Raw genomic sequence first — 22991 nt, 5'->3', positions numbered from 1 at the left:
CGGTGCCGGAAACGAACCTCACGGTTGCCACCACACTGGGTGCCGGCAGCCACCACTGTTGATCGACGGAGAGACCTCATGGACCAGGGATACGAACACGGCGACAGCGACGCCCTCGGCGACGCCGAGTACGCCGAGTTCATGGAGTTGGCCGCGGAGGAGGGCTTCGACCTCGACGAGGTGGCCGACGACCTCGCGGCGGCCGGCCACGGCCCGCTGCCGGTGCTCGCCGTCGTGGGACGGCCGAACGTCGGCAAGTCGACTCTGGTCAACCGCATCATCGGCCGCCGTGAGGCGGTGGTCGAGGACAAGCCGGGCGTCACCCGCGACCGGGTGACGTACGAGGCGAACTGGAACGGCCGCCGTTTCAAGATCGTGGACACCGGCGGCTGGGAGCAGGACGTGCTCGGCATCGACGCCTCGGTGGCCGCGCAGGCCGAGTTCGCCATCGAGGCCGCCGACGCGGTGGTCTTCGTGGTGGACGCCACGGTCGGCGCCACCGACACGGACGAGGCGGTCGTCAAGCTGCTGCGCCGCGCCGGGAAGCCGGTGGTGCTGGCCGCCAACAAGGTGGACGGCCCGTCCGGCGAGGCGGACGCCGCGGTGCTGTGGAACCTCGGTCTCGGCGAGCCCTTCCCGGTCTCCTCGCTGCACGGCCGCGGCACCGGCGACCTGCTGGACGCCATCATGGAGGCGCTGCCCGAGGCGCCCGCGATGACCTTCGGCGACACCGTCGGCGGCCCGCGCCGGATCGCCCTGATCGGCCGCCCGAATGTCGGCAAGTCGTCACTGCTGAACAAGGTGGCGAACGAGGACCGGGTGGTCGTCAACGAGATGGCCGGCACCACCCGTGACCCGGTGGACGAGCTGATCGAACTCGGTGGTGTCACCTGGAAATTCATCGACACCGCGGGTATCCGCCGCCGGGTCCACCTGACCGAGGGCGCCGACTACTACGCCTCGCTGCGGACCGCGGCGGCCCTGGAGAAGGCCGAGGTCGCGGTCATCCTGATCGACGCCAGCGAGACCCTGGCCGAGCAGGACACCCGGATCATCTCGATGGCCGTCGAGGCGGGCCGCGCGGTCGTCGTCGCCTACAACAAGTGGGACCTGCTGGACGAGGAGCGCCGCTACTACCTGGAGCGCGAGATCGAGCGCGACCTCGTACAGGTGCAGTGGGCGCCGCGGGTGAACGTCTCGGCGCGCACCGGGCGGCACATGGAAAGGCTGGTTCCGGCGATCGAGACCGCGCTGGCGGGCTGGGAGACGCGGGTGCCCACCGGGCGGCTCAACGCGTTCCTCGGCGAGCTGGTGGCCGCCCACCCGCACCCGATCCGCGGCGGGAAGCAGCCGCGCATCCTGTTCGGGACTCAGGCGGGCACCAAGCCGCCGCGGTTCGTGCTGTTCGCCTCCGGGTTCCTGGAGGCCGGCTACCGGCGGTTCATCGAGCGGCGGCTGCGCGAGGAGTTCGGCTTCGCCGGGACGCCGATCCAGGTGTCGGTGCGGGTGCGGGAGAAGCGCGGCCGTAAGAAGTAGCGCGGTGCGGGTCGCTCCGGGCTACCGCCGGCGGTTGTCGGAGCGACCCGGGGGCAGGGCCGCCGGGCCGTTGTCGCGGTACCGGCCGCCCTGGTCGGACGACGGATACGGGCTGTGCCAGGCGGTGAACCCGTTGAACTGCAGCGACTCCTCGCCGCTGCGGTCGCCGGGCAGCGCGCGGAAGAGCCTGCGGTACTCGGAGCAGAGCGCGTCGTAGATCGGCGTGCCCGAGCCGCCGCCTCCCGCCGAGTCCTGCGCGGTGCGCATGGAAGGGATGTAGCGCTGGTACGGGGCCCCGGCGGAGGCTTCATAGGTGTGCACGTAACTGCCAACGAGGCGATGTCTTCCCGGGATGTGGGCCACATGGTTGAATCGCGCTTCCCCGTCCCGGGTCCACCCGGGTGGGGAAGCGCGGAGCGGACACAGCGAGGGGCGCGTACGCCCCGCGTACGCGCCCCTGAGCGGGCTGTGGGCCTCTTCCCGCCGGTCAGGTCCCCGCGAGCGGCATGGTGGCGGCCACCAGCCGGCCGCGTGAGCAGGCGCGCGCCAGCGCGTCCCGCATCAGGTCCTCGCGCGGCTGGCGGCCGATGGAGCCGGACGGGGCCGCGTACACGTACACCTCGTTGCCGCGCCCGACCGCGGCCCGCCAGCCGTCGCTGACCTGGAGCGGCTGGTGTGCCTGCCACCAGGCGGTGGCGGGGGCGCCGCCGGCGCCGGGCTGGAGCACGGCGTGCAGCTTGCCCATCGCCAGCAGCACCGACCAGCCGGGCAGCGGCGACGGCCGCGCGTCCAGATCGAGCTGCGGTACGAAGCCCTGCTCGATCAGCAGGGGCAGGAAGTCGTCGCCTCCGCCGGTGGCGCCGACCCGGGCGACCGGTCCGGTCGGCTCGACCACCAGGGCCGGGCGGAGCTGTTCCTCCACGATGATCAGCCCGCAGGTGATGCCCAGCACGGCCTGGCGGGGCGCGGGAACGGGCGCGCCCGCCGGGACCGGCGCCCCGCCGTCGTGCGCCGCCGGCGCGGGGCTCCCGGCCTCGTACCCGCCGGCGCCGAGGCTGCGCACCGCGCCCCGTACCTGCTCCTCCGCCACCGGAACCACCTGGGAGGGAATGCACGACGCGTGCGCGAAGGCGAGCACCGCGGTCTCGTCGCCCACGAAGAGCACGGTGCTGGTCCACTCCTGCCCGGTGTCGCCGGGGGTGCGGCAGGACGTGCAGTCGTACGTCCCCGGCGCGTTCTCACCGGTGAGGAGTCGCCTGGTCTCCTCCTCGCCGATCTCGGCTCGTACCTCGTTACTCACGTCGAGCATGGGCGCCACGGGAGTCTCCTTGGAAGTGCGGTGGGGCGGTCACGGTCGCGGTCGGCGGGGCCGAATGCCGGGCCTGTCCCGGCGCATAGTGACAACGGACGGTCTGTGGTGGGAGTCACGGTTTGTGGGGGACCGGATTCCGCTACCGGTCGCCGTCCGTAAGATTTCCTGACCGATGCTCACGCTGTGTCGAACTGACGTGTGGGCAAAGCGAGTTGCCGCTGTGAGGTGACTCACGGTTGGCGCCCGGATCATCCGTGTATGGACCGATACGGGAGCGCCGGAGTGGGGCCTTTCGGTGCGAACTACCAGCGGTAACATCGAACTGGCCTGCGGCGAAAAGGAATTGATTGCCCGCGGACCGCCCCACTGCCTAGATTCGCCCGCTGTGTGCAGAGTGCACCGCCCGGGTTCGGACGGGCGTCGTTCCGTGGGGGAACGGCGCCCGTTCTTGGTGTGTCAAGGGGGACAACCCGGGTCCGTGGAGAGGGAATCCATGGCCTTGAGCTGCAAGTACCGGCATACCGCGCTCCTCACCGGCGTCGCCGCCCTGGCACCCCTGGGCGTACTCGCCACGGCCGGCCAGGCATCGGCCGCCGACCGCGGAGTGTGGGACCGTATCGCGCAGTGCGAGAGCGGCGGGAACTGGCACATCAACACCGGCAACGGCTACTACGGCGGCCTCCAGTTCTCGGCCGGCACGTGGCGGTCCTACGGCGGCGGGCGGTACGCCCCGACCGCCGACCGGGCCACCCGCGAGCAGCAGATCGCGGTGGCGACCAGGGTGCAGCGCGCAAGCGGCTGGGGCGCGTGGCCGGCCTGCGCCCGCCGTGCCGGGGCGTACGGTTCCGCGCCCGCGGCGCCGGGTGCGGCGAAGACGACCGGCGCCCCGGCCGCGAAGAAGAAGACGACCGTGAAGCCCGCGAAGCGCCGGCCCGTCGTGGTGCACCGGACGATGGCGGCGCACCGGGTGCGGGAGACCGTACGGGCCGACCGCGCAGCGTCCCGTACGGCCCTGGCGGCGGCGGTCCGCGGCCCGGCCGTCCAGGCGCCCGCCGCGATACCGCGGTGGTGGCCCCACTGGTAGCGGCCGGCCCCCGCGACGGCGGCCCGGCGCTCTTCCGGAGTCGCGGGGCGAGCTGACACCCCGCCGGCCCCACCCGGGGTGGTCCAACCGGGTGGGGCACGCCGGGCGGTACGCCGCGTTGCCCGGGGTACGGGGTGGGGCTGTGCTTAGCGTGGCCCGATGATCGAACTATCGAACAATCGCCGCCCCCGTACCGCCGTCGCCGTACTCGCCGTGCTCGGCGCAGTCGCTCTGCTGCCGCTCACCACGACACCGGGGTACGCCGCGCAACCGCCTGCACGGCATACCGCCGCCCCGCCGGAACGTGCCCTGCCGGCCACCGGACACGGCGTCCGGACGGTCGGGGGCACCCCGCGGGCGGTGGCCTCGCAGTCGGTGGCCCGGGACGTGTGGGACCAGATCGCCCTGTGCGAGAGCAGCGGTGACTGGCACATCAACACCGGCAACGGCTACTACGGCGGCCTCCAGTTCTGGCAGCCGACCTGGGTGCAGTTCGGCGGCCTCGCCTACGCCAGCCGCGCCGACCTGGCCACGCCGGAGGAGCAGATCGCGGTCGCCGAGAAGGTGCTGCTCGTCCAGGGCTGGAACGCCTGGCCGGTCTGCTCCCGCAGGCTCGGCCTGACCGGCGGCCAGGTGCACCTCACGCACATCGTCAGGGTCGGCGAGTCGCTGTCGGCCATCGCCCAGGACTACGGCGTCGACGGCGGCTGGTCGGCCTTGTACAAGGGGAACAAGGCGGCGGTCGGCGCCGACCCCGACCGTCTGGCCATCGGCACCGTCCTGACCATCTCCTGACGGGCGGCCCGCCCCGGACGGCGGATCCACGCGGCAGGCCGACCCGCCCGGGAAGGCGGACGGCCGCCGACGAACCGGCCCGCCCCGGCCGGCGGACGCCCGGCGGGCCGCGCGGGTGCTGCCGGGGTCGACGGCCAGGCTCCCGCCGACCCCGCGCACGCGCCGCCCCGCGGGCCGGGACCGGACGCGCCCTCCGCGTTTTCCTCCCGGCGGCCGGTCTGCCGGGAGTGGCGGCGTGAAAGGCCCGCCGCCGCGGCTTTGCGTGCCTCGGGGAATGGGGTGACCCGGGGCGCGCGGAGATGATGCGCGGCACCTGTGCGTACGGACATTTCAGTGACCAAACGGTCCGCGGCCGAATACGGTGGCGGGTATGGCGCCGCAACCGAACTTCCCCGGCAGCAATCCGCACGACGACCTGGACGCGTATCTCGGTCTTGAACAGGCCGAGGCCGAACGGCGGGCCCGCGAGCGCGGCTGGACCACCGTGCGTAGCCTGCCGCCCGGGGCGGTGGTGACGATGGAGTACCTGGCCGGGCGGCTCAACTTCACCGTGGACGAGGGCCGGGTCCAGCGCTCCTGGATGGGCTGAGCGGCGCCGGCCGGCGGCTGCCGGCCGGGTTGCCCAGGGCGTCGGCCGAGGTGGTCAGGGAGTCGGCGGCGGTGGTGGCGCCGGTGCGGACGCTCGCGCAGATGATCTCCCGGCCGGGCTCGCCCTCCTCCGCGCCGCGCTGCGCGATCAGCGCCGGACGGGCCGGCGCGGAGACCGGTGCCACCCGGCCGAACCGCTCGCTCCGGCGGGTCCAGGCGGTGGTGAGGAACTCCTCGATGCGGGCCATCACCGGTTCGAACCACGGCAGCGCCAGCAGGATCAGCAGTCCTGCGGCCCAGCCGAGCAGCACGTCGCTGACCCAGTGCGTACCGAGGTAGACCGTGGTCGCGCCCACCCCCAGCGAAAGCAGTGCGCTGGCCACCGAACCCAGTCGCCGGGCCTGCGGGGTGGTCGCGAGATACGCCAGAACGCCCCAGGTCACCACCGCGTTGGCGGTATGTCCGGAAGGAAATATATCCCCACCGGCGAACATTTCGGACGAGCCGACCGTCGTCGCGTAATGCGGACCGAGCCGGCCGAGGCCGTATTTCACGGCTCCCACGGTGACGTTGAGCAACAGCAGCGCGGTGCCGAGCACCAGCAGCGGGTGCAGGGTGCGGTGCCGCCAGGCGCGCCAGCCGAGCCAGGCGAGCACCATCACCGCGGTCGGACCGCGCTGGCCGAGCACCACGAAATAGTCAAGATACGCATGGATTTGCGGCCATTGCTTGTAGGGGCGCCACAGCATGACCTGCCAGTCGAGCGTCACCAGCTTGGAGGTGGTGAGGACGCCCGCGACGATCGCCACGTAGACCGCGAGGGTCAAGCCGAACAGCCACTCGCGTGTTCGGCTCATCCGCGGCTGATCCGGGGTGGTCGGGCGCTCCGCCGTGTGGTGGAGGCTCTCATCGATACGCACTCGATCGACGTTACAGCGTGTGACAGCACAGTTCGGCTGAACGGACTGCTTTGTAATGACGATGTGATGTGGAGTGCGTCTCACCCGCCCTTCGGGAGCCCGATCGGGGCAAATGCGGAAACCGCTGGAGTTTGTGTTCAGGTGCTCATACTCACATCGGCGTCTTCTTATTTAGCGCTTATTTCCATCTCCTTTCTCTCGTGTTTCCCGTCCGGTGGCCGGGACGCCATGTCCGGCCCGGGACCAGGCAGTGGTGAGCCGGGCCACAGGAACGCGCCGCGAACTCGCGTACGCTGTCTTCTCACTCGTTCGTGGAGGTATGCCTATGACGCGGCCGGCCAGCCGGTGGACCATCCTGGTCGTGCTCTGCGTCAGCCTGCTGATCGTCGCGCTCGACGCGACCGTGCTGCACGTGGCCGTCCCCGCGCTCACCGAGGACCTGCGCCCCGGCGCCCAGGACCTGCTGTGGATCGTGGACGCCTATCCGCTGGTCGCCGCCTCGCTGCTGATCCTCTTCGGCACCCTCGGCGACCGCGTCGGGCGCCGCCGCGTGCTGCTCATCGGCTACGCGCTCTTCGGTCTGGCCTCCGCCGCCGCCGCGTTCGCGCCCACCCCGCACGTGCTGATCGCCGCGCGGGCGCTGCTCGGCGCGGGCGGCGCCATGATCATGCCCGCCACCTTGTCGATCCTCCGCCAAGTGTTCCCCGACCGGCGCGAGCGCGCCATGGCGATCGGCGTGTGGAGCGCGGTCGCCGCGGTCGGTGCCGCGGTCGGCCCGGTGCTCGGCGGCTTCCTGGTCGAGCACTTCTGGTGGGGCTCGGTCTTCCTGATCAACCTCCCCCTGATGGCCGTGATGCTCCCGCTCGGCCGCTGGCTGCTGCCCGAGTCGCGCGGCGGCTCCGACGGTCCCTGGGACGTGCTCGGCGCGGTCACCGCCGCCGGTGGCGTCCTCGGCATGGTGTTCGGCATCAAGCGGCTCGGCGGCGGCGCCGGCCTGATGGACGCCTCGGTGTGCCTGCCACTGCTGGCCGGCGCGGCCCTGCTGGCGTATTTCGTACGGCGCCAGCGCCGCCGCGAACACCCACTGGTCGACGTACGGATGTTCCAGCGGGTGGCCTTCTCCACCTCGGTCGGCTGCATCGTGCTGGCCATGCTCGCCCTGGTCGGCCTCGAACTCATCGCCGTGCAGTACCTCCAGCTCGTGCTGGGACTCAGCCCGCTGGAGACCGGGCTGCGGCTGCTGCCGCTGACCTTCGCCGCGATGGCCGCGGGCCTGGCCGGGTCCCGCATGCTGCACCGCTTCGGGCCGCGCCGGATGGTCGCCGCCGGCTTCGTGCTCACCGCGCTCGCCGTGCTCTCGCTGACCGCGATGGGCGGCGGGGACCGCCCGTGGCTGCTCACCACCGCCTTCGTCCTGCTGGGCTTCGGCCTGGAGACCACCCTGTTCGGTGCGTACGAGTCGATGCTCAGTGAGGCCCCGGCGGACCAGGCGGGCGGCGCGGCGGCGATCGGCGAGACCTCGTACCAACTCGGCGCCGGCATGGGCATAGCACTGCTCGGCAGTGTGATGAACGCCGCGTACGCGCCCCGTGCCGTCGGGGTCAGCGCCGCCGACAGTGCGGCGGCCGGGCAGTCGCTCGGCGAGGCGTACGGCATCGCCGACCGGCTCGGTGGCGGCTCCGGTGTGGCCCTGCGGCACGCAGCGCGGCACTCCTTCGTCTTCGGGATGCATCTGACGCTGCTGGTCAGCGCCGTCCTGCTGCTGGTCGGCGCGCTCGCCGCACTGCGGCTGCCCCGGGTCATGGAGTGCGGCCTGCGCGCCGACGCCGCGGCTCGGCCCGCCGCGACGGCGCGTGAGCTGGCCACTCCGGCGCGCCACGAAGCCGCGACGGCGCTGCGGTCTGGACGCGCGGCGGACTGAGCCGTAACGTCGGCGCCGAAACCGCGGGCCGCCGCCGGTTTCCGGCCCGGAGGTCCTGCCATGCCCGCATCCAAGCCGTCGTTCGACCCGTACGATCCGCTGGGCCTCGACGATCTGCTCACCCCCGAGGACCGGGCGGTCCGCGACACCGTACGGAACTGGGCCGCCGACCGGGTGCTGCCGCATGTGGCCGGCTGGTACGAGCGCGGCGAACTGCCCGTGATCCGCGAACTCACCCGCGAACTCGGCTCCCTCGGCGCGCTCGGCATGCCCCTGACCGGCTACGGCTGCGCGGGCGCGAGCGCCGTCCAGTACGGCCTGGTCTGCCTGGAACTGGAGGCCGCCGACTCCGGCATCCGCTCCCTGGTCTCCGTACAGGGCTCCCTCGCGATGTACGCCATCCACCGCTTCGGCTCCGAGGAGCACAAGCAGCGGTGGCTGCCCGAGATGGCGGCCGGTGACGCCATCGGCTGCTTCGCTCTCACCGAGCCCGACCACGGCTCCGACCCGGCCGCCCTGCGCACCCGCGCCAAGCGCGACGGCTCCGACTGGGTCCTCGACGGCCGCAAGATGTGGATCACCAACGGTTCGGTCGCCGACGTCGCCGTCGTCTGGGCCCAGACCGAGGACGGCATCAGGGGCTTCGTCGTCCCCACCACCGTGCCCGGCTTCGCCGCCCCCGAGATCCACCACAAGTGGAGCCTGCGCGCCTCCGTCACCAGCGAACTCGTGCTGGACGGCGTACGGCTGCCGGCCGACGCGGTCCTTCCCGGGGCCGCCGGGCTGCGCGGCCCGCTGAGCTGCCTCAGCCACGCCCGCTACGGCATCGTGTGGGGTGCGATGGGCGCCGCCCGCGCCAGTTTCGAGGCCGCCCTGGAGTACGCGACGAGCCGGGAGCAGTTCGGCCGGCCGATCGGCGGCTTCCAGCTCACCCAGGCCAAGCTCGCCGACATGGCCGTCGAACTCCACAAGGGCATTCTGCTCGCCCACCACCTCGGGCGGCGGATGGACGCGGGAGCGCTGCGCCCGGAGCAGGTGAGCTTCGGCAAGCTCAACAACGTGCGCGAGGCGATCGAGATCTGCCGCACCGCGCGCACCGTCCTGGGCGCCAACGGGATCTCACTGGAGTACCCGGTGATGCGGCACGCCACCAACCTGGAGTCCGTGCTCACCTACGAGGGCACGGTCGAGATGCACCAACTGGTGCTGGGCAAGGCGCTCACCGGACTCGACGCGTTCCGCGGGTGAGGCGAACGCCGCGAGGCGCGGTCCGGTGAGGCCCTGCCTGGTCTGCCGGTTTCCGATTGCTGCGATCTTCGGGGGGACAGCCCCCGGACCCCGGCGGGGGGTCGTGCGGATGCGGGTCGACCGGGTCGCGAGGCCCGGATCAGTTCTGGTTGAAGAAGCCGTCGCCGCCGCGGCGGGCGTCGGCGTTCATGACGGAGTAGTCCGCCGGGGTCAGCAGGAAGACCCGGGTGGCGACGCGCTCGATGGAGCCGCGCAGTCCGAACGTGAGGCCCGCCGCGAAGTCGACCACGCGCTTGGCGTCGGCCGGGTCCATGGCGGTGAGGTTGACGATGACCGGCACCCCGGCGCGGAACAGCTCGCCGATACCGCGTGCGTCACGGAAGCCGTCCGGGGTCACCGTGGCGATCCGGCGGCCCTGCTCCTCGGCCGTCTCGGTGGCCACCCGCACCCGCGGGTCGGTCACCCATGTGTCGGGACGCTCGGAGCCCTCGCCGTAGTCGGCGTACTGCTCGTCGTAGTAACCCTCGCCGCCGTTTTCGTCAACGAGGCCCAGCCAGGCGCTCGCCCGTCGAACCGATCCCATGGACGCCTCCTCTCTTGCACGCGGTCGGTACCGTCCGCTTGTCCTATCGTCATCCATGAGGTGGGGGGTGCGCCATGCTGATAGCCGCCACCCAGGCGACTTGTGACGGTACTGGCACACACGATAGTGGCGTACCGTCAGCCCATCACAGGGATAAGCGAGCTGACGCTCCAATGGGAACGCGCTCCACGTTTGAGTGAAACCCGCGCCCGTCCGGCCGTATCCAATCGGTCTGTATCGTGCCCGCGTTCAGGGAGTTCACCTCTCCGGGGGGTCGTTCCGGACGTTTCTGGAATGTAAAACAACCCGATGATCTGGTGAACGCGCACCGTACACGTCATTGGTCCCACGCAGAACCGTGCGGACGCGGTGCCACACGGGCCCCGCGTACCCCCCAGCGCATAAGGCACCCCCGTGGACGCACAAACGACGGTGACCCGTGACCGCCGCGCACTGCGCGCTCGGCACCACGATGACGGCACCGCGGACCGTCCGCGCCAAGCTCACCCGAATCCTCGTGGTCTCCCTCGCCCTGGTCATGACACTCCTCGGCTTCGCCGCGGCACAGCAACGCGGCAACTACCGCAACGCCTCCCGTACCGCCTCGAACGCCCGGCTCGCGGTGACGTTGCAGGGCCTCATCCACGGACCGCAGAAGGAACGCGGCCTCACCACCGGCTCCGTCGGCGGCGTCACCGAGTTCCGGCCCGGACTGCCCACCCAGCGCGCCGCCACCGACGCCGCCCGCCGCGCCCTGTCGGTCCGTGACGTGCTGGCCGCGCTGATGGACCAGGTCGTGCACAAGCACATCGGAGGACGGACGCGGGTGGGGGCCCAGTAGGGCGCCCCGAAGTCCCCGGGCGGCGGCCCGCTAGCATGACCGTCGATCGCGGCGGCACATCCGGCGCGGTCGCCGCGGCCACCGGCCCGCGCGCCCGCGGGGGCCGGCGGGCTCACGGGCGTCGGCGCGGGCCGCGGCGTCAACGAGGCAACGGGGTCAACGGGGGGACATCACCATGTTCGGAATCATCAGACCGTGCCGCCACCGCATGTCGGAGGGGATGGCGGCCTCCTGGGTCGCCCATCTGTGCGGGTTGTGCCTCGCGCTGCGCGACGGCCACGGGCAGTTCGCCCGGACCGCCACCAACTACGACGGCCTGATCATCTCGGTGCTGGTCGAGGCTCAGTCCGCGCCCGCCGACGACCGGCGGCGCACCGCCGGTCCCTGTCCGCTGCGCGGCATGCGCACCGCGCCGGTCGCCCGGGGCGAGGGCGCCCGGCTGGCCGCCGCCGTCTCGCTGGTGCTCGCCTCGGCCAAGATACGGGACCATGTCGAGGACAAAGACGGGGCGTTCGGGCGGCGGCCGGTCGCCGCCGCGGCCCGTACGGTGGCGCGCCGCTGGGACCGGGCGGGTGCCAGGACCGGAGGCGTCCTCGGCTTCGACACGGCGGTGCTGCTCGACGCGGTCGGGCGGCAGGGCGGGATCGAGGCGACGGCCGGGCCCGGCACCCCGCTGCTCACCGTCACCGAACCCACCGAGACGGCGACCGCTGCGGCCTTCGGGCACACCGCGGTGCTCACCGGGCGGCCCGCCAACCGGGCGCCGCTGGAGGAAGCCGGCCGGCTCTTCGGCCGGCTCGCCCATCTCCTCGACGCGGTGGAGGACCTGGCGGACGACACCCGCTCGGGCGCGTGGAACCCACTCGCCGCGACCGGTACCGACCTCGCCGAGGCGCGGCGGCTGTGCGACGACGCGGTGCGCGGCGTCCATCTCGCCCTGCAGGATGTCGAGTTCGCGAATTCGGCTTCGGGGAAGCTCGCGCACCTGCTGCTTGTCCACGAGTTGGGACGGTCGGTGGACAGGGCGTTCGGCGGCGGAGAGTGTACGCACCGGTCGGCTCATCCCTCGGCACCGAGCGGCGCACAGGCCGGCAGCGCGGGTCCGTACGGCGCGAACCCGTACACCGGCAACCCCCACGCGCCCGGCGACCCCGGTCAGAGCCCGTACGCGCCCGGCGGCCCCGGCGCTCCCGGCGGGTTCCCGCCGCCGCCCGAACCGCCGCGCCGTCGCGGGCTGCTGGCCGGCTGCCTGGTCTACGCCGGCCTGTTCTGCACGTGCCAGCTCTGCTGTCGCGAACACGATGACGCGTGGAGCGGGCAGCGGCGCGGGCCGTGGTGCGACAAGTGCGGTGACTGCTGCGACGGGTCCGACTGCTGCTGCCAGTGCTGCGAGTGCGGTGAGTGCTGCGACTGCTGAGTCCGAGGGCGGCCGTTGGGCGCGGCCGACGGCGGTGCGGTGCGGGGAGCCCGAGGGAAGGGCGGGGAGATCGGCTGAGCACGCGTGTGTGAAGGCGGGACGATGTACCGTCGGCTGTCTCGGAACTCGGACGCTGCGGATGTCCTGAGCGTCGTGCACGTCCGCGACGGCGGGCGGGGAACGGTGTGGGAGAAGGTCAGCGGCGACAACACGAGGACGACCACACCCGACCGAAGTCGATGTGGCCGCGGGTGACCAGCCGACAGCTACGCATACGGACAGTGCAGCAGCACGGCGGGTGATCCGTCAACTGCGCCGAGACACCGTGTCCACCAGTCGGACATGCTTGACAGCCGGTGACGGCATCGGCATAGCCTCGCGCCAAGGCCCAGGAGGCCCAGCCGCGTTGAGGGACGCGGCGGCTGTGTGAAGGCATCGTCCGCCTCTTCCGCGTGCCCACGGAGCCTTCGCATGCCTGCCTCTTCCCTTTCCCCTGCTTCTTCCGCTTCTGCTCCGTTTCACCCCACCCGTACGGTGCACCTGGCCGCCGCGATCGACGGCCGCGAGCCGTCCGAGGCCGCGTACTACGCGCAGATGGCCCGCCTCGCCGAGGACGGCGCGCTGGACTTCGTGACCGTGGGCGGCGACGGCTGCTGTACCGATCCGTTCGCTGTGCTCGCCCGGGTCGCCCCGGCCACCGACCGGATCGGTTTGGTGCCGGCCGTGACGGCCGTCGGCGCCGAACCGGTCGACCTTGCGCTCGCCGTCGCCACGCTGGACCGGGTGAGCCAGGGCCGGGCGGGCTGGACGGTAACGGCACCGCAGGACGAGCCGGGCGGCGGGCCCGTTGGACCCGGCGGGCGCAGGGGCGTCGCCCGGCGGCGGGCGACCGGGCGGGCCGAGACGCGGTGGCGGGCCGCGGCGGAGACCGCCGAGGCGGTGACCCGGATATGGGACGCCGGGGAGACCGCGCCGCGGCCTCCACAGGGGCGGCCGGTCACGGCGGTGGACGCCACCGAGCCGGCCGCGCGGGTCATCGCGGCCCGCCACGCCGACCTGGCCTTCGTCCGTGCGACCCGGCCGGAACTCGCCGGGCGGGTAAGGACCGAGCTGCGGCGGCTCGCAGCCGAAGCGGGCCGCGACCCGGACCGCCTGCTGGTCCTCGCCGAACTCGCCATCGACCTCGGCGGCGGCGAACTCGGCCCCGAACCGGGCGTGTGCGTCACCCCGGTCCCGGACGGCACGGGCGGCGTGCTGTTCAGTGGCGGCCCGGTCGACCTGGCCGAATTCGTCGTGGACTGGCAGCAGTCGGGCGCGGTCGACGGCTTCCACGTCCGGCCGGTCGAACCCCGCCGTGACCTGGAGCGCTTCGTCAACGGCACGGTGGCGCTGCTCCAGCACCGCGGCCTGTTCCGGTCCTTCCACCCGGGGGCGACCCTGCGCGAACACCTCGGCCTGCACCGCCCGGTCCCGCGGACCCCGGCGGACCGCCTCGCCTCGGACCGCCTCGCGGATGATCACCTCGCGGCTGACCGCCTCGCGTCGGCCGGCGAAGCGGCGTCGTGAGCGGCGGCCGGAAGCGGGCCGCCGCCCGCGCCGTACACGAGGCGCGACCTGGCCGTACGGCCTCCCGGCGGCTCCGAACCCCCATTGCCGCGGCTGGACTTCGACGGTTACGTGCGCCTCACGCGCGCCGCGGGGGTGCGGGCCCGGCGAGGTGGACGGCTATGTCCCGCTGCCGGAACCGGCCCTCGCGGGCCGGGACATCGACGCGTTCGCGGACCGGGTCGTCCCGCTGCTCCGGCAGCGCGGACCGCTGCGCGCGGCGTACCGCGGCACGACGCCCGGGACCACCCTGGGGTCCCGGGGCATCCGGCCAGGGGCCCGTACCGCTGGGGGAGCGCGCGGAGCTCAGCGACTGAGACGGTGTCATACGGGCGCGCTCCGCCGGTCCCAGGTGCGCCGGAGCGCGCCCTGCCGTCCGAAAGCCCTCTTGTGTGTTGCCTGTGGGATCTGAATACTCCTTTGTGTACTTGTCATGCTCACGAGGTATTCGTTAATCGAGTTCTGACAGTACACCGACAAATTCCCCCTCCACCCCACAGGGAGGAACGAGTGAAGTCCACCCGACGCATCCAACTGCTCGCGGCCACGACCGGTTTGCTGGCCGCGACGGCGTTCGCACTCCCGTCCGCCACCGCTTCCGCCGCACCCACGGCCAAGGCAACCCCTGAGGCCGCAGCTTCGGTCGCCGCACACCTTGGCGACGCCAGCACGGCGGGCAGTTACTACGACGCCGCGAGCAAGACCACGGTCGTCAACGTCACCACCCAGGCCGCGGCCGACGCCGTCCGCGCCGCCGGAGCCACCCCGCACATCGTCAAGTACAGCGCCGCCAAGCTCGCCAAGGCCGGCGACGTCGCCAAGGCCGCCGACATCGCCGGCACCGCCTGGGCGGTCAACCCGCGCAGCAACGCCCTGGAGATCAAGGTCGACAGCCGGGTCACCGGCGCGCAGCTCGCCGAGCTGAAGAAGGCCACCGTGAGTTACGGCGACGCGGTGAGCATCAGCCGCGTCTCGGGCACCTTCAACAAGCTGATCGCCGGCGGCGACGCCATCTACACGAGCAGCTGGCGCTGCTCCCTCGGCTTCAACGTCCGCAGCGGCACCACGTACTACCTCCTGACCGCCGGTCACTGCACCGAGGGCTACCCGGCCTACTCCACCGCCAGCGGCGCCTACATCGGCCCGACGACCGGGTTCAGCTTCCCGACCAACGACTACGGCATCGTCCGCTACGACTCGACGGTGGCGCACGCCGGTACGGTCAACCTCTACAACGGCACCTCGCAGGACATCACCTCGGCGGCCAACGCGTTCGTCGGTGAGTCCGTCAAGCGCAGCGGTTCGACCACCGGCCTGCACAGCGGAACGGTTCAGGCCCTCAACGCGACCGTCAACTACGGCGGCGGCGACATCGTGTACGGCCTCATCCAGACCAACGTCTGCGCCGAGCCGGGCGACAGCGGTGGTTCCCTCTTCGACGGCACCAAGGCCATCGGCCTGACCTCGGGCGGCAGCGGCAACTGCTCCTCCGGCGGCACCACGTTCTTCCAGCCGGTGACCGAGGCGCTCAGCGTGTACGGCGTCAGCGTGTACTGACGGTCGTCACCGGCCGGTCCGCATGACGGCCAGCACCATCGGCTCCGGCGCCCCCACCGTACCCAGCACGGTGGGGGCGCCGGTCCGTGCCGGCTCCCCCGCCGGGGCCTCGGCCAGGAACCGCAGCAGTCGCGCGGCCTCCTCCTCGACCTCCCCGGCCTCGTCGTGACCCCTCGCGCGCCGGAAGGGCTCGTACGGTTCCACCGTCAGCGTCGCGCGGTCGCGCCGTTCGTCGAACCGCCACGTGCCGTGCAGGAAACCGTCCACCAGGTATGTACCGCGCCGCTCGCGCCCGCTGTACAGCACCCGGGCGCGGTCCTCGTCGGTACGGAACACCCGCGCGCGGTCGTCGTGCGAGAGCAGCGCGTTGTCGTACTGCGGCAGGAAGCGCGGGGGCGCCGGTACGTCCGGGTCGGGGAAGGGCGCGCCCGGGACGTCGTACAGCTCGGTGCCGCGCTCGTCGCGGTAGGAGACGAGGCGTCCACGGAGCCGGCCGATGATCGTACGGACTCCGGTGAGCCCGGACCACACGGCGATGTCGGCGGCGGAGGCGGGGCCGAAGGCGGTGAGGTAGCGGTGTACGGCGGCGCCCTGGGCGGCGGCCGCCTTTTCTGCCGCTGCGTCTGCTGCGTCTGCTGCGTCTGTGGCGTCGTCGGCGGCGGCGGGCGCGGGGCGGTCGCCGAGCCGGGCCGCCTCGGGGTGGTCGGCGAGCCAGCTGGCGGCCGGGACGTGGCGGGCCGCGCCCGGGGTACGCCACAGGCCGCGCGGCGGCGGCTGGACCAGCGGGAGGCGGGCGGCCGCCGCGACGCCCAGGGCGAGCCGGTCGCGGTCGGGCCAGCGCTCGCGGAGGCGTTCGCCGAGCCGGCTGGTGGTCATCGGCTCCTCGTCCAGCAGCGGGCGGGCGGCGCGAGCCACATCGTCCAGGTCGAGACCGGCCAGCGCCTGGCGGAAGTTGCCGCGCAGCCGCTGCTCGATCGCCTGCTGCATCACCGGACGCAGCGCCAGGCAGTCCCGGGTGGTGACCAGGTGGATCGTCCACCGCATCAAGCCGATCCGGACCGCCTCGCGCCGGGCCAGCAGCCCGGACAGCTCGCCGGGTGCGAAGCCCGCCACCCGCGACCAGAGCCCGGTGTAGGGGTCCTGCGGCACCTGCGCCTGGAGGCCGACGAGGTGCTCGATCGCCTCGGCCGCGGTGACCTCGGCGCGGCGCAGCAGGAACTGGCGCCGGAGCAGGGAGCGGTTGAGGGTGCGCCGGTCGAGCACGGCGCCTTCGCGCGGAGTCGTCGTGGCGACCACGGTAGGAGCCCATGCGGTCAGAACCTGTCCGCGCCCCCCGACGGACTGGCCGCCGGCTCACCCGGCGGTGGGGAGCCCCGCGTGGGATCGCCCAGGTCCGACCGCGGCACCCGGGCAGGCGGGCCTACGGATGACGGCCGTCGGTGCGGCGGGTGGCTGTGCGGCGGCCGTCGGTGCGGTGGCCGCCGTCAGCCCAGCGGGCCGCTCGTGCCGCCCTGGGTGCGGCCCCAGCCGTACGCCCGGTCCGCGCGCAGCCGGATGACCAGCCGGCGGTCGGCGACCATCGCCGCCCGGTACTCGTCCCAGTCCGGGTGCTCGCCCAGGATCGCCCGGTAGACCTCGATCAGCTCCTCGACCGTCGCGTCGTGCGGCTCGGCGGCCACCGGGGAGAGCTCCGCGTCACCCTCGGCGACCAGGTACGCGCCGAGGTCGGGTGTGGTGACGTAGAAGCTCGCCCGCGGGTCCCTGCGCAGATTGCGGGTCTTGGCGCGGTCGTCGGTCGCCGATATGCGGATGGTCCTGGTCGGCTCGTCATAGGTGAACGACACGTTGGAGAGCTGCGGCCGGCCGTCCTTCTTCAAGGTGACGAGCACCCCGTTTCCACGTCCCTTCAGCAGGTCGAGCAGGGGGCCGGCGGCGGGCGGCTGGCTCATGATCACTCCGGTGGGATCGGCGGTGCGGGTGCGGCTGCGGTGCTGATACGGGTGCGGTCCTGTGGTACGGCTGCTGCTCCACGGGTCGGCTGCGGGCCCGCTCATTTGATCGAACGCGGGTCGCGCGGCCGATGTTCCGTACCCTCCGCACGATCACCCGAACGGGTAAGGCGTCAGGCTCCGCCGGCGCGATCGCCATCAGGGTCGCGCCGGACCGACCCCGTTGCGGCCGCCGCCCCCGCGGAGCGGAAAGCTCGCCCGGTGGTGCCAGCGGACGCCCTCGCGGACCATGAGCCGCACCTCGGTGACACCGGCCCGCAGCGGTAGGCCCGGGGCGAACTCGCGTTCCACCGCCGCGTACGTCGCCTCCGGCTGCTTGTGCGCGACGGTCAGATGCGGCACCGGATCGTCGTACGCACCCCCGTACGGCGGGGCTTCCGGCCACCGGGCCGTGACCGCCGCGGTGAGCGCCCGCACCGGCCCGTCCGGCTCCGGCGCCGGCCACAGCACCTCCGGGAACCGGCCGAAGCCGGTGAAGGTCAGCCCGAACGGCTCATGCCCGGCGAACAGGTCCCGCAGGTCCGCCAGCACCCCCGCGTCGATCCGCCCGGCCGGCAGGAAGGGGTAGAGCACGGTCACATGCGCGGGTATGCCGTCCTCCGCCTCCGGGCCGTACCGCTCCCGTGTCCCGCCCATCAGCGGCTCCGCCTCCGGCACCGCGATCAGCAGGACTGTCTCGTCCGGCGCCCAGCGCGCCGCCTCCCCATCGGTCATGTCCCGTCTGGTCCCCGCCGGGCCGCCCCCGCCGCCACCGGTTACTACTGTCCGCGCCCCTCCCGCCACGCCCCGCGAGTCCGGCACGCCGGTATTCGCGCAGGTCCCGGACGTGGAAGAGATCCAATCAAGGTCGTACGAATGTTCGAAGCTGGTCTATGGTGGAGGGAGGGGAGAGGGGGACACGGTCGGACCGGGTGACCGGACAGCGGGAGGCACGGATGGGCGGTGGCGGCTTCACACACCTCCATGCCGTATCCGGATTCTCCCTGCGGTACGGGGCCGGGCACGCGGAACACCTGGCGGCACGGGCGGCGGAGCGCGGCCTGGACGCACTGGCGCTGACCGACCGGGACACCGTGGCCGGCGTGGTGCGCTTCGCCAAGGCGTGCGAGCGGGCGGGCGTGCGGCCGGTCTTCGGCGCGGACCTCGCAGTGCCCGGGGGTACGCCGCCGGGCTCCGGGGAACGCGCGGCCCGGCGGCGTACCCCCGTACGCGGCGGCGCCTTCATCGACGAGAGCGCGCCCCGCGCCGTCTTCCTCGCCCGGAACCGGACCGGCTGGGCCACCCTGTGCCGGATGATCTCCGCCGCCCACCGCGCGACGGAGGGCGCGCGCCCCGCGCCGGACGGCCCCCGGCCCCGACTGGGCTGGGACGACCTGGCGACCGGCGGCCTGTACGTACTGCTCGGACCGGACTCCGAGGTCGGCCGCGCGCTGTCGGCGGGACGTCCCGACCGGGCCGCCCGGCTCATCGCGCCCTGGCGGGAGGTCTACGGCGACGCGCTGCGGCTGGAGGCCGTCTGCCACCACCGCAACGGCACCGGGCCCGGTGCGCTGCGGCTGGCCGCCCGTACCGTCGGTTTCGCCGCCGAGCAGGGCGTCACCGCGGTGCTCAGCAACGCCGTGCGCTACCCCGACCCCGACCGGAGCGAGGTCGCCGACATCCTGGACGCCGCCCGCCGCCTGGTCCCCCTCGACGCCCGCGAGCCCGAACTGCTGGACAGCGGCGAGCGCTGGCTCAAGGGCGCCGCCGAGATGGCCAGGATCGCCGAGCGGATCGCCGAGGCCGCCGGGCAGGGGCGGGCCGGCGCGCACCGGCTGCTGCGCGCGACCGAGGAGACCGCCGCGGCCTGCGCGGTGGACCCCGGGGACGACCTGGGCATCGGTCGCCCGCACTTCCCGGAACCGGAACTCGTCGGCGGCGCCGCCCGTACCGCCGACCGCGTCCTGTACTCCCGCTGCGCCGCCGGACTGGTCCGCGAGGGCTACCACCGCAAGCCCCGCTACTGGCGGCGCCTCGAAGCGGAACTGGACGTCATCCGCCGGCTTCGCTTCGCGCCGTACTTCCTCACCGTCGGCCAGGTCGTGGACGACGTGAAGGCGATGGGTGTACGGGTGGCCGCCCGCGGCTCCGGGACCGGCTCGCTCGTCAACCACCTGCTGGGCATCGCGACCGCCGACCCCCTCGAACACGGCCTGCTCATGGAGCGGTTCCTCTCCGTCCACCGCAAGGAACTGCCCGACATCGACATCGACGTGGAGTCCGCCCGCCGGATCGACATCTACCGGGCGATCTTCGACCGGTTCGGCGCCGAGCGGGTCGCCACCGTGGCCATGCCCGAGACCTACCGGGTCCGGCACGCCGTCCGGGACGTGGGCGCCGCCCTCGGCATGGACCCGGTGGAGGTGGACCGGCTGGCCAAGTCCTTCCCGCACATCCGGGCCAGGGACGCCCGCGCCGCCCTCGCCGAACTCCCCGAACTGCGCGCGGTGTCCGGCGAGGACCACGGCCGGCTGTGGGAACTGGTCGAGGCGCTGGACGGCCTGCCGCGCGGCGTCGCCATGCACCCGTGCGGCGTACTGCTCTCCGACGCGACCCTGCTGGACCGCACCCCCGTCATGCCGACCAGCGGCGAGGGCTTCCCCATGTCGCAGTTCGACAAGGAGGACGTGGAGGACCTGGGACTGCTCAAACTCGACGTCCTGGGCGTACGGATGCAGTCCGCGATGGCCCACGCGGTCACCGAGATCGAACGCGCCACCGGTGAGCGCCTGGACCTCGACGACCCCGCCCACCTGCCGCCCGGCGACCCGGCGACGTACGAACTGATCCGCTCCGCCGAGACCCTCGGCTGCTTCCAGATCGAGTCCCCCGGCCAGCGCGACCTGGTGGGACGGCTGCAGCCCGCCACCTTCCACGACCTGGTGGTGGACATCTCGCTGTTCCGGCCGGGACCGGTCGCCGCCGACATGGTCCGCCCCTTCATCGAGGCCCGCCACGGGCGCGCCCCGATGAAGTCCCCGCACCCGGACCTGGACGACGTGCTGCGCGAGACCTACGGGGTGGTGGTCTTCCACGAACAGGTGATCAGAATCCTGGACGTCATGACCGGATGCGGCCTGGCGGAGGCGGACGAGCAGCGCCGGGCGCTGTCCGACCCGGACCGCCAGGGGCAGGTGATGGCCTGGTTCGGCGCCGGCGCGCGCGCCCGCGGCTACCCGCCCGAGGTGATCCGGCGCACCTGGGAGATCCTCAGCGCCTTCGGCAGTTACGGCTTCTGCAAGGCGCACGCCGTCGCCTTCGCCGTACCCACCTACCAGTCGGCCTGGCTCAAGGCGCACCGCTCGGCGGCCTTCTACGCCGGCGTGCTCACCCACGACCCGGGGATGTACCCTAAGCGGCTGCTGCTCGCGGACGCCAGGCGGCGCGGGGTGCCGGTGCTGCCACTGGACGTGAACCGGTCGGATACGGATTATCGAATCGAACTGGTGTCCGGCGTTTGGGGGTTGCGGCTCGGGCTGGCGGACGTGCACGGCATCAGTGAGGCCGAGGGCGGCCGACTGGTGGCCGGGCGGCCCTACTCCTCGCTGCAGGACCTGTGGCAGCGGGCCCGGCCCGGCCGCCCGGTCGCCGAACGGCTCGCCCAGGTGGGCGCACTGGACTCCTTCGGCGCCAACCGCCGCGACCTGCTGCTCCAGATCGCCGAACTCCACCGGCAGGGCCGAGCCAGGGGCGCGCACGAGGGCCAGCTTCCGCTGGGCGGGCAGGACGGCCGCGCCGCGCCCGCCGGCCTGCCCGACATGGACGCCGGCGAACGACTCGGCGCCGAGCTGGGCGTCCTCGGCATGGACGCCTCCCGTCACCTGATGCGGGATCACCACTCCTTCCTGGCCGAGCTGGGCGTGGTCTCCGCGAAGGCCCTGCGCGGGGTGCGGCACGGCCAGACCGTGCTGGTCGCCGGGGCCAAGGGCGCCACCCAGACCCCGCCGATCCGCTCCGGCCGCCGGGCCATCTTCACCACCCTGGACGACGGCACGGGCCTGGTGGACTGCGCGTTCTTCGACGCTCCCCCCGGGGCCGGCGGCCCGGGAGGCACCTCCGGCCTCGAGCGTTGCGCGTATACGGTCTTCCACTCGTTCCTGCTGCTGGTCCGGGGTGTGGTGCAGCGGCGCGGACCGCAGAGCCTCAGCGTGGTCGGCGCCGCCGCGTGGAACCTCGCCGAGCTCGCCGAACTGCGGCGGACCGGTGGGCTCGAGGCGGTCGCGGAACGGCTCGCGGAGCGGGCGGGAAGCGGTCCGCCGGAATCCGGGGAGGGCGCCGAGCACCCCGGGGAGGCCCGCGGGGACCTCGCGGACGGTTCCGGCCACCCCGCGGACGACCGCCGTATCCACCTCCCCACCGGCTATGAGCTCCACCCCTGGGCCGACCTGCGGCCCGCGGGGGACGCCGCCGCCACCGGCCGCAAGCTGTGGCATTCCAGCCCCGGGAGCGCGGGATGACCGGTCGCTCGCCGCAGGCATCGGACGGGCTGCCCGTACCGGAGGCGCCGCCCGTGCCGCATGTGCTTCATGTGCGTTTCCGCCTGTCCTCCGGCGCCACGCTCGGGGCGGACGCCTATGAGCGACTGCTCGGGCTGCTCTCCGGGTTCACCCCGGTCGTGGAGGCGCTGCCACCCGATGCCGCGCTCGCCGACGTACGGGGCAGCCTGCGGTACTTCGGCCGGGACGCCGCCGGGCTGGCCCTGTTGCTACGGGTCCGCGCCCTCGCCCAGTGCGGCGCGGACTGCGCGATCGGGATCGCCGCCAACCCGCTGCTCGCCCGGCTGGCCTCGCGGGAGGCGCCGCTCGGCGCGGTCCGGGTCGTCCCCGGCGACCCCTCGGCCGTCGCCGCCTTCCTCGGCCCGCTGCCGTCCGCCGCGCTGTCCGGCGTCGGGCCGGCCACCGCGAAGACCCTGGCCACCTACGGCCTGGTCACCATCGGCCGGATCGCCGCCACCCCGCTCGGCACCTTGCAGCGGATCGTCGGCGCGAGTGCGGGACACCGGCTGTACCAGCAGGCCAGGGGAGTGGACCCGGTCCGCGTCACGCCGAACGCCCCGGCCCGTACCCTGGCCGCGGAACACAGCTTCGGCCGCGACGAACTGGACCCCGTACGGCACCGCCGCGCCCTGCTCGCCCTCACCGAGGAGATCGGCGCCCGGCTGCGTACCGGCCACCAGGCGGCCGGCGCCCTCACCCTGACCGTCCACTACGCCGACCGCTCCACGACGGCGCGGACCCGTGCCCTGGCCGAACCCACCGCTCACAGCCCGGCGCTGACCGCGCTCGCCTACCGGCTGCACGCCTCGCTCGGCCTGCAACGGGCCCGGGTCCGCGCGGTCGTGCTGCGGGCAGAGGGGCTGATCCCCGCCGAACTCGCCTTCCGGCAGCTCGCCTTCGACCCCGCCGACGACCGGGCCCGCCGGATCGAGGCGGTCGCCGACCGGGCCCGCGCCACGTTCGGACCCCACGCGATTCGGCCCGCCACCCTGTCGGACGTGGCGTAGTACATCGGGCGCCGCCCGGAACGGCCGGACGCG

The 22991-nt window shown here is 73.3% G+C and carries 20 protein-coding genes; 12 read left to right on the top strand and 8 right to left on the bottom strand.

The features are described 5' to 3' along the window. Positions 1-78: 78 nt before the first annotated feature. The gene (gene der, locus VIW71_RS07765; RefSeq protein WP_331621268.1) at positions 79-1536 is read left to right on the top strand and encodes a ribosome biogenesis GTPase Der; all 1458 of its coding nucleotides are present in this window, start codon (positions 79-81) and stop codon (positions 1534-1536) included. Between the two features lie 21 nt (positions 1537-1557). Here the strand turns inward: der and VIW71_RS07760 are convergent, their stop codons facing one another. After that, entirely contained in the window at positions 1558-1803 is a 246-nt protein-coding gene (locus VIW71_RS07760) for a hypothetical protein (RefSeq protein ID WP_331621267.1), read from the bottom strand. Between the two features lie 220 nt (positions 1804-2023). Then, positions 2024-2845 (bottom strand): hypothetical protein, encoded by an 822-nt coding sequence (locus tag VIW71_RS07755; RefSeq protein WP_331621282.1) that lies wholly within the window; start codon positions 2843-2845, stop codon positions 2024-2026. Between the two features lie 496 nt (positions 2846-3341). Between VIW71_RS07755 and VIW71_RS07750 the strand changes: the two genes are divergently transcribed. The 3 genes from VIW71_RS07750 to VIW71_RS07740 all read left to right on the top strand — a co-directional run bounded on the left by VIW71_RS07750 (position 3342) and on the right by VIW71_RS07740 (position 5316). After that, positions 3342-3932 (top strand): transglycosylase family protein, encoded by a 591-nt coding sequence (locus VIW71_RS07750; RefSeq protein WP_331621266.1) that lies wholly within the window; start codon positions 3342-3344, stop codon positions 3930-3932. A 159-nt stretch (positions 3933-4091) separates the two neighbouring features. After that, on the top strand, positions 4092-4727 hold the full coding sequence (locus VIW71_RS07745) for a transglycosylase family protein (RefSeq protein ID WP_331621265.1): 636 nt from the start codon (positions 4092-4094) through the stop codon (positions 4725-4727). Between the two features lie 370 nt (positions 4728-5097). Then, positions 5098-5316 (top strand): I78 family peptidase inhibitor, encoded by a 219-nt coding sequence (locus VIW71_RS07740; protein ID WP_331621264.1) that lies wholly within the window; start codon positions 5098-5100, stop codon positions 5314-5316. On the opposite strand, the gene VIW71_RS07735 is transcribed toward VIW71_RS07740, so the two are convergent. Then, positions 5273-6172 carry a phosphatase PAP2 family protein gene (locus tag VIW71_RS07735; RefSeq protein ID WP_331621263.1) on the bottom strand — a complete coding sequence of 300 codons (900 nt, stop codon included), beginning with the start codon at positions 6170-6172 and terminating at the stop codon, positions 5273-5275. The two genes, VIW71_RS07740 and VIW71_RS07735, sit on opposite strands and share 44 nt — an antisense overlap. A 388-nt stretch (positions 6173-6560) precedes the next feature. Here VIW71_RS07735 and VIW71_RS07730 point away from each other — a divergent pair, with 388 nt between their 5' ends. After that, positions 6561-8156 (top strand): MFS transporter, encoded by a 1596-nt coding sequence (locus VIW71_RS07730; protein WP_331621262.1) that lies wholly within the window; start codon positions 6561-6563, stop codon positions 8154-8156. Positions 8157-8216: 60 nt separating this feature from the next. Then, entirely contained in the window at positions 8217-9404 is a 1188-nt protein-coding gene (locus tag VIW71_RS07725) for an acyl-CoA dehydrogenase family protein (RefSeq protein WP_331621261.1), read from the top strand. A 139-nt stretch (positions 9405-9543) separates the two neighbouring features. Here VIW71_RS07725 and VIW71_RS07720 read toward each other — a convergent pair whose 3' ends face one another. After that, positions 9544-9987: a cell division protein SepF gene (locus VIW71_RS07720; RefSeq protein ID WP_331621260.1), complete on the bottom strand. Its 444-nt coding sequence runs from the start codon at positions 9985-9987 to the stop codon at positions 9544-9546. Between the two features lie 439 nt (positions 9988-10426). Between VIW71_RS07720 and VIW71_RS07715 the strand changes: the two genes are divergently transcribed. The 3 genes from VIW71_RS07715 (at position 10427) to VIW71_RS07705 (ending at position 13811) form a co-directional block, all read left to right on the top strand. Beyond that, positions 10427-10828, top strand: coding sequence for a nitrate- and nitrite sensing domain-containing protein (locus VIW71_RS07715; protein ID WP_331621259.1), 402 nt, complete (start codon positions 10427-10429; stop codon positions 10826-10828). A 175-nt stretch (positions 10829-11003) separates the two neighbouring features. Next, the gene (locus VIW71_RS07710) at positions 11004-12245 is read left to right on the top strand and encodes a DUF5685 family protein (protein WP_331621258.1); all 1242 of its coding nucleotides are present in this window, start codon (positions 11004-11006) and stop codon (positions 12243-12245) included. 471 nt (positions 12246-12716) lie between these two features. Continuing rightward, complete coding sequence (locus VIW71_RS07705; RefSeq protein ID WP_331621257.1) at positions 12717-13811, top strand: LLM class flavin-dependent oxidoreductase; 1095 nt, start codon at positions 12717-12719, stop codon at positions 13809-13811. A gap of 118 nt (positions 13812-13929) precedes the next feature. Here the strand turns inward: VIW71_RS07705 and VIW71_RS07700 are convergent, their stop codons facing one another. Beyond that, entirely contained in the window at positions 13930-14178 is a 249-nt protein-coding gene (locus VIW71_RS07700) for a hypothetical protein (protein WP_331621256.1), read from the bottom strand. A 182-nt stretch (positions 14179-14360) separates the two neighbouring features. On the opposite strand from VIW71_RS07700, the gene VIW71_RS07695 reads away from it, so the two are divergent. Next, positions 14361-15407 (top strand): S1 family peptidase, encoded by a 1047-nt coding sequence (locus VIW71_RS07695; protein ID WP_331621255.1) that lies wholly within the window; start codon positions 14361-14363, stop codon positions 15405-15407. A 6-nt stretch (positions 15408-15413) separates the two neighbouring features. On the opposite strand, the gene VIW71_RS07690 is transcribed toward VIW71_RS07695, so the two are convergent. The 3 genes from VIW71_RS07690 to VIW71_RS07680 form a co-directional block, all read right to left on the bottom strand. Beyond that, on the bottom strand, positions 15414-16703 hold the full coding sequence (locus tag VIW71_RS07690) for a winged helix DNA-binding domain-containing protein (protein WP_331621254.1): 1290 nt from the start codon (positions 16701-16703) through the stop codon (positions 15414-15416). Positions 16704-16891: 188 nt separating this feature from the next. Further along, complete coding sequence (locus VIW71_RS07685) at positions 16892-17356, bottom strand: PPOX class F420-dependent oxidoreductase (protein WP_331621280.1); 465 nt, start codon at positions 17354-17356, stop codon at positions 16892-16894. A 198-nt stretch (positions 17357-17554) separates the two neighbouring features. Next, positions 17555-18130 carry a 2'-5' RNA ligase family protein gene (locus VIW71_RS07680; RefSeq protein WP_331621253.1) on the bottom strand — a complete coding sequence of 192 codons (576 nt, stop codon included), beginning with the start codon at positions 18128-18130 and terminating at the stop codon, positions 17555-17557. A 221-nt stretch (positions 18131-18351) separates the two neighbouring features. Here VIW71_RS07680 and VIW71_RS07675 point away from each other — a divergent pair, with 221 nt between their 5' ends. Next, positions 18352-21912, top strand: coding sequence for a DNA polymerase III subunit alpha (locus VIW71_RS07675; protein WP_331621279.1), 3561 nt, complete (start codon positions 18352-18354; stop codon positions 21910-21912). Continuing rightward, a complete protein-coding gene (locus VIW71_RS07670; RefSeq protein ID WP_331621252.1) occupies positions 21909-22958 on the top strand; it encodes a DNA polymerase Y family protein in 1050 nt (349 codons plus the stop codon). The genes VIW71_RS07675 and VIW71_RS07670 overlap by 4 nt, the downstream gene beginning before the upstream one ends. The last annotated feature ends 33 nt before the right edge of the window (positions 22959-22991 follow it).

Source organism: Streptomyces sp., assembly GCF_036524955.1.
GTDB lineage: Bacteria > Actinomycetota > Actinomycetes > Streptomycetales > Streptomycetaceae > Actinacidiphila.
The sequence above is the reverse complement of the archived record's forward strand: the minus strand, read 5'-3'. Positions and strand labels throughout refer to the sequence as shown.

What these genes read in the sequence shown, in the direction of transcription:
- der (WP_331621268.1), top strand. Translation starts at nt 79, where the DNA reads ATGGACCAGGGATACGAACACGGCGACAGCGACGCCCTCGGCGACGCC.
- VIW71_RS07760 (WP_331621267.1), bottom strand. Translation starts at nt 1,803, where the DNA reads ATGCGCACCGCGCAGGACTCGGCGGGAGGCGGCGGCTCGGGCACGCCG.
- VIW71_RS07755 (WP_331621282.1), bottom strand. Translation starts at nt 2,845, where the DNA reads ATGCTCGACGTGAGTAACGAGGTACGAGCCGAGATCGGCGAGGAGGAG.
- VIW71_RS07750 (WP_331621266.1), top strand. Translation starts at nt 3,342, where the DNA reads ATGGCCTTGAGCTGCAAGTACCGGCATACCGCGCTCCTCACCGGCGTC.
- VIW71_RS07745 (WP_331621265.1), top strand. Translation starts at nt 4,092, where the DNA reads ATGATCGAACTATCGAACAATCGCCGCCCCCGTACCGCCGTCGCCGTA.
- VIW71_RS07740 (WP_331621264.1), top strand. Translation starts at nt 5,098, where the DNA reads ATGGCGCCGCAACCGAACTTCCCCGGCAGCAATCCGCACGACGACCTG.
- VIW71_RS07735 (WP_331621263.1), bottom strand. Translation starts at nt 6,172, where the DNA reads ATGAGCCGAACACGCGAGTGGCTGTTCGGCTTGACCCTCGCGGTCTAC.
- VIW71_RS07730 (WP_331621262.1), top strand. Translation starts at nt 6,561, where the DNA reads ATGACGCGGCCGGCCAGCCGGTGGACCATCCTGGTCGTGCTCTGCGTC.
- VIW71_RS07725 (WP_331621261.1), top strand. Translation starts at nt 8,217, where the DNA reads ATGCCCGCATCCAAGCCGTCGTTCGACCCGTACGATCCGCTGGGCCTC.
- VIW71_RS07720 (WP_331621260.1), bottom strand. Translation starts at nt 9,987, where the DNA reads ATGGGATCGGTTCGACGGGCGAGCGCCTGGCTGGGCCTCGTTGACGAA.
- VIW71_RS07710 (WP_331621258.1), top strand. Translation starts at nt 11,004, where the DNA reads ATGTTCGGAATCATCAGACCGTGCCGCCACCGCATGTCGGAGGGGATG.
- VIW71_RS07705 (WP_331621257.1), top strand. Translation starts at nt 12,717, where the DNA reads ATGCCTGCCTCTTCCCTTTCCCCTGCTTCTTCCGCTTCTGCTCCGTTT.
- VIW71_RS07700 (WP_331621256.1), bottom strand. Translation starts at nt 14,178, where the DNA reads ATGACACCGTCTCAGTCGCTGAGCTCCGCGCGCTCCCCCAGCGGTACG.
- VIW71_RS07685 (WP_331621280.1), bottom strand. Translation starts at nt 17,356, where the DNA reads ATGAGCCAGCCGCCCGCCGCCGGCCCCCTGCTCGACCTGCTGAAGGGA.
- VIW71_RS07680 (WP_331621253.1), bottom strand. Translation starts at nt 18,130, where the DNA reads ATGACCGATGGGGAGGCGGCGCGCTGGGCGCCGGACGAGACAGTCCTG.
- VIW71_RS07675 (WP_331621279.1), top strand. Translation starts at nt 18,352, where the DNA reads ATGGGCGGTGGCGGCTTCACACACCTCCATGCCGTATCCGGATTCTCC.
- VIW71_RS07670 (WP_331621252.1), top strand. Translation starts at nt 21,909, where the DNA reads ATGACCGGTCGCTCGCCGCAGGCATCGGACGGGCTGCCCGTACCGGAG.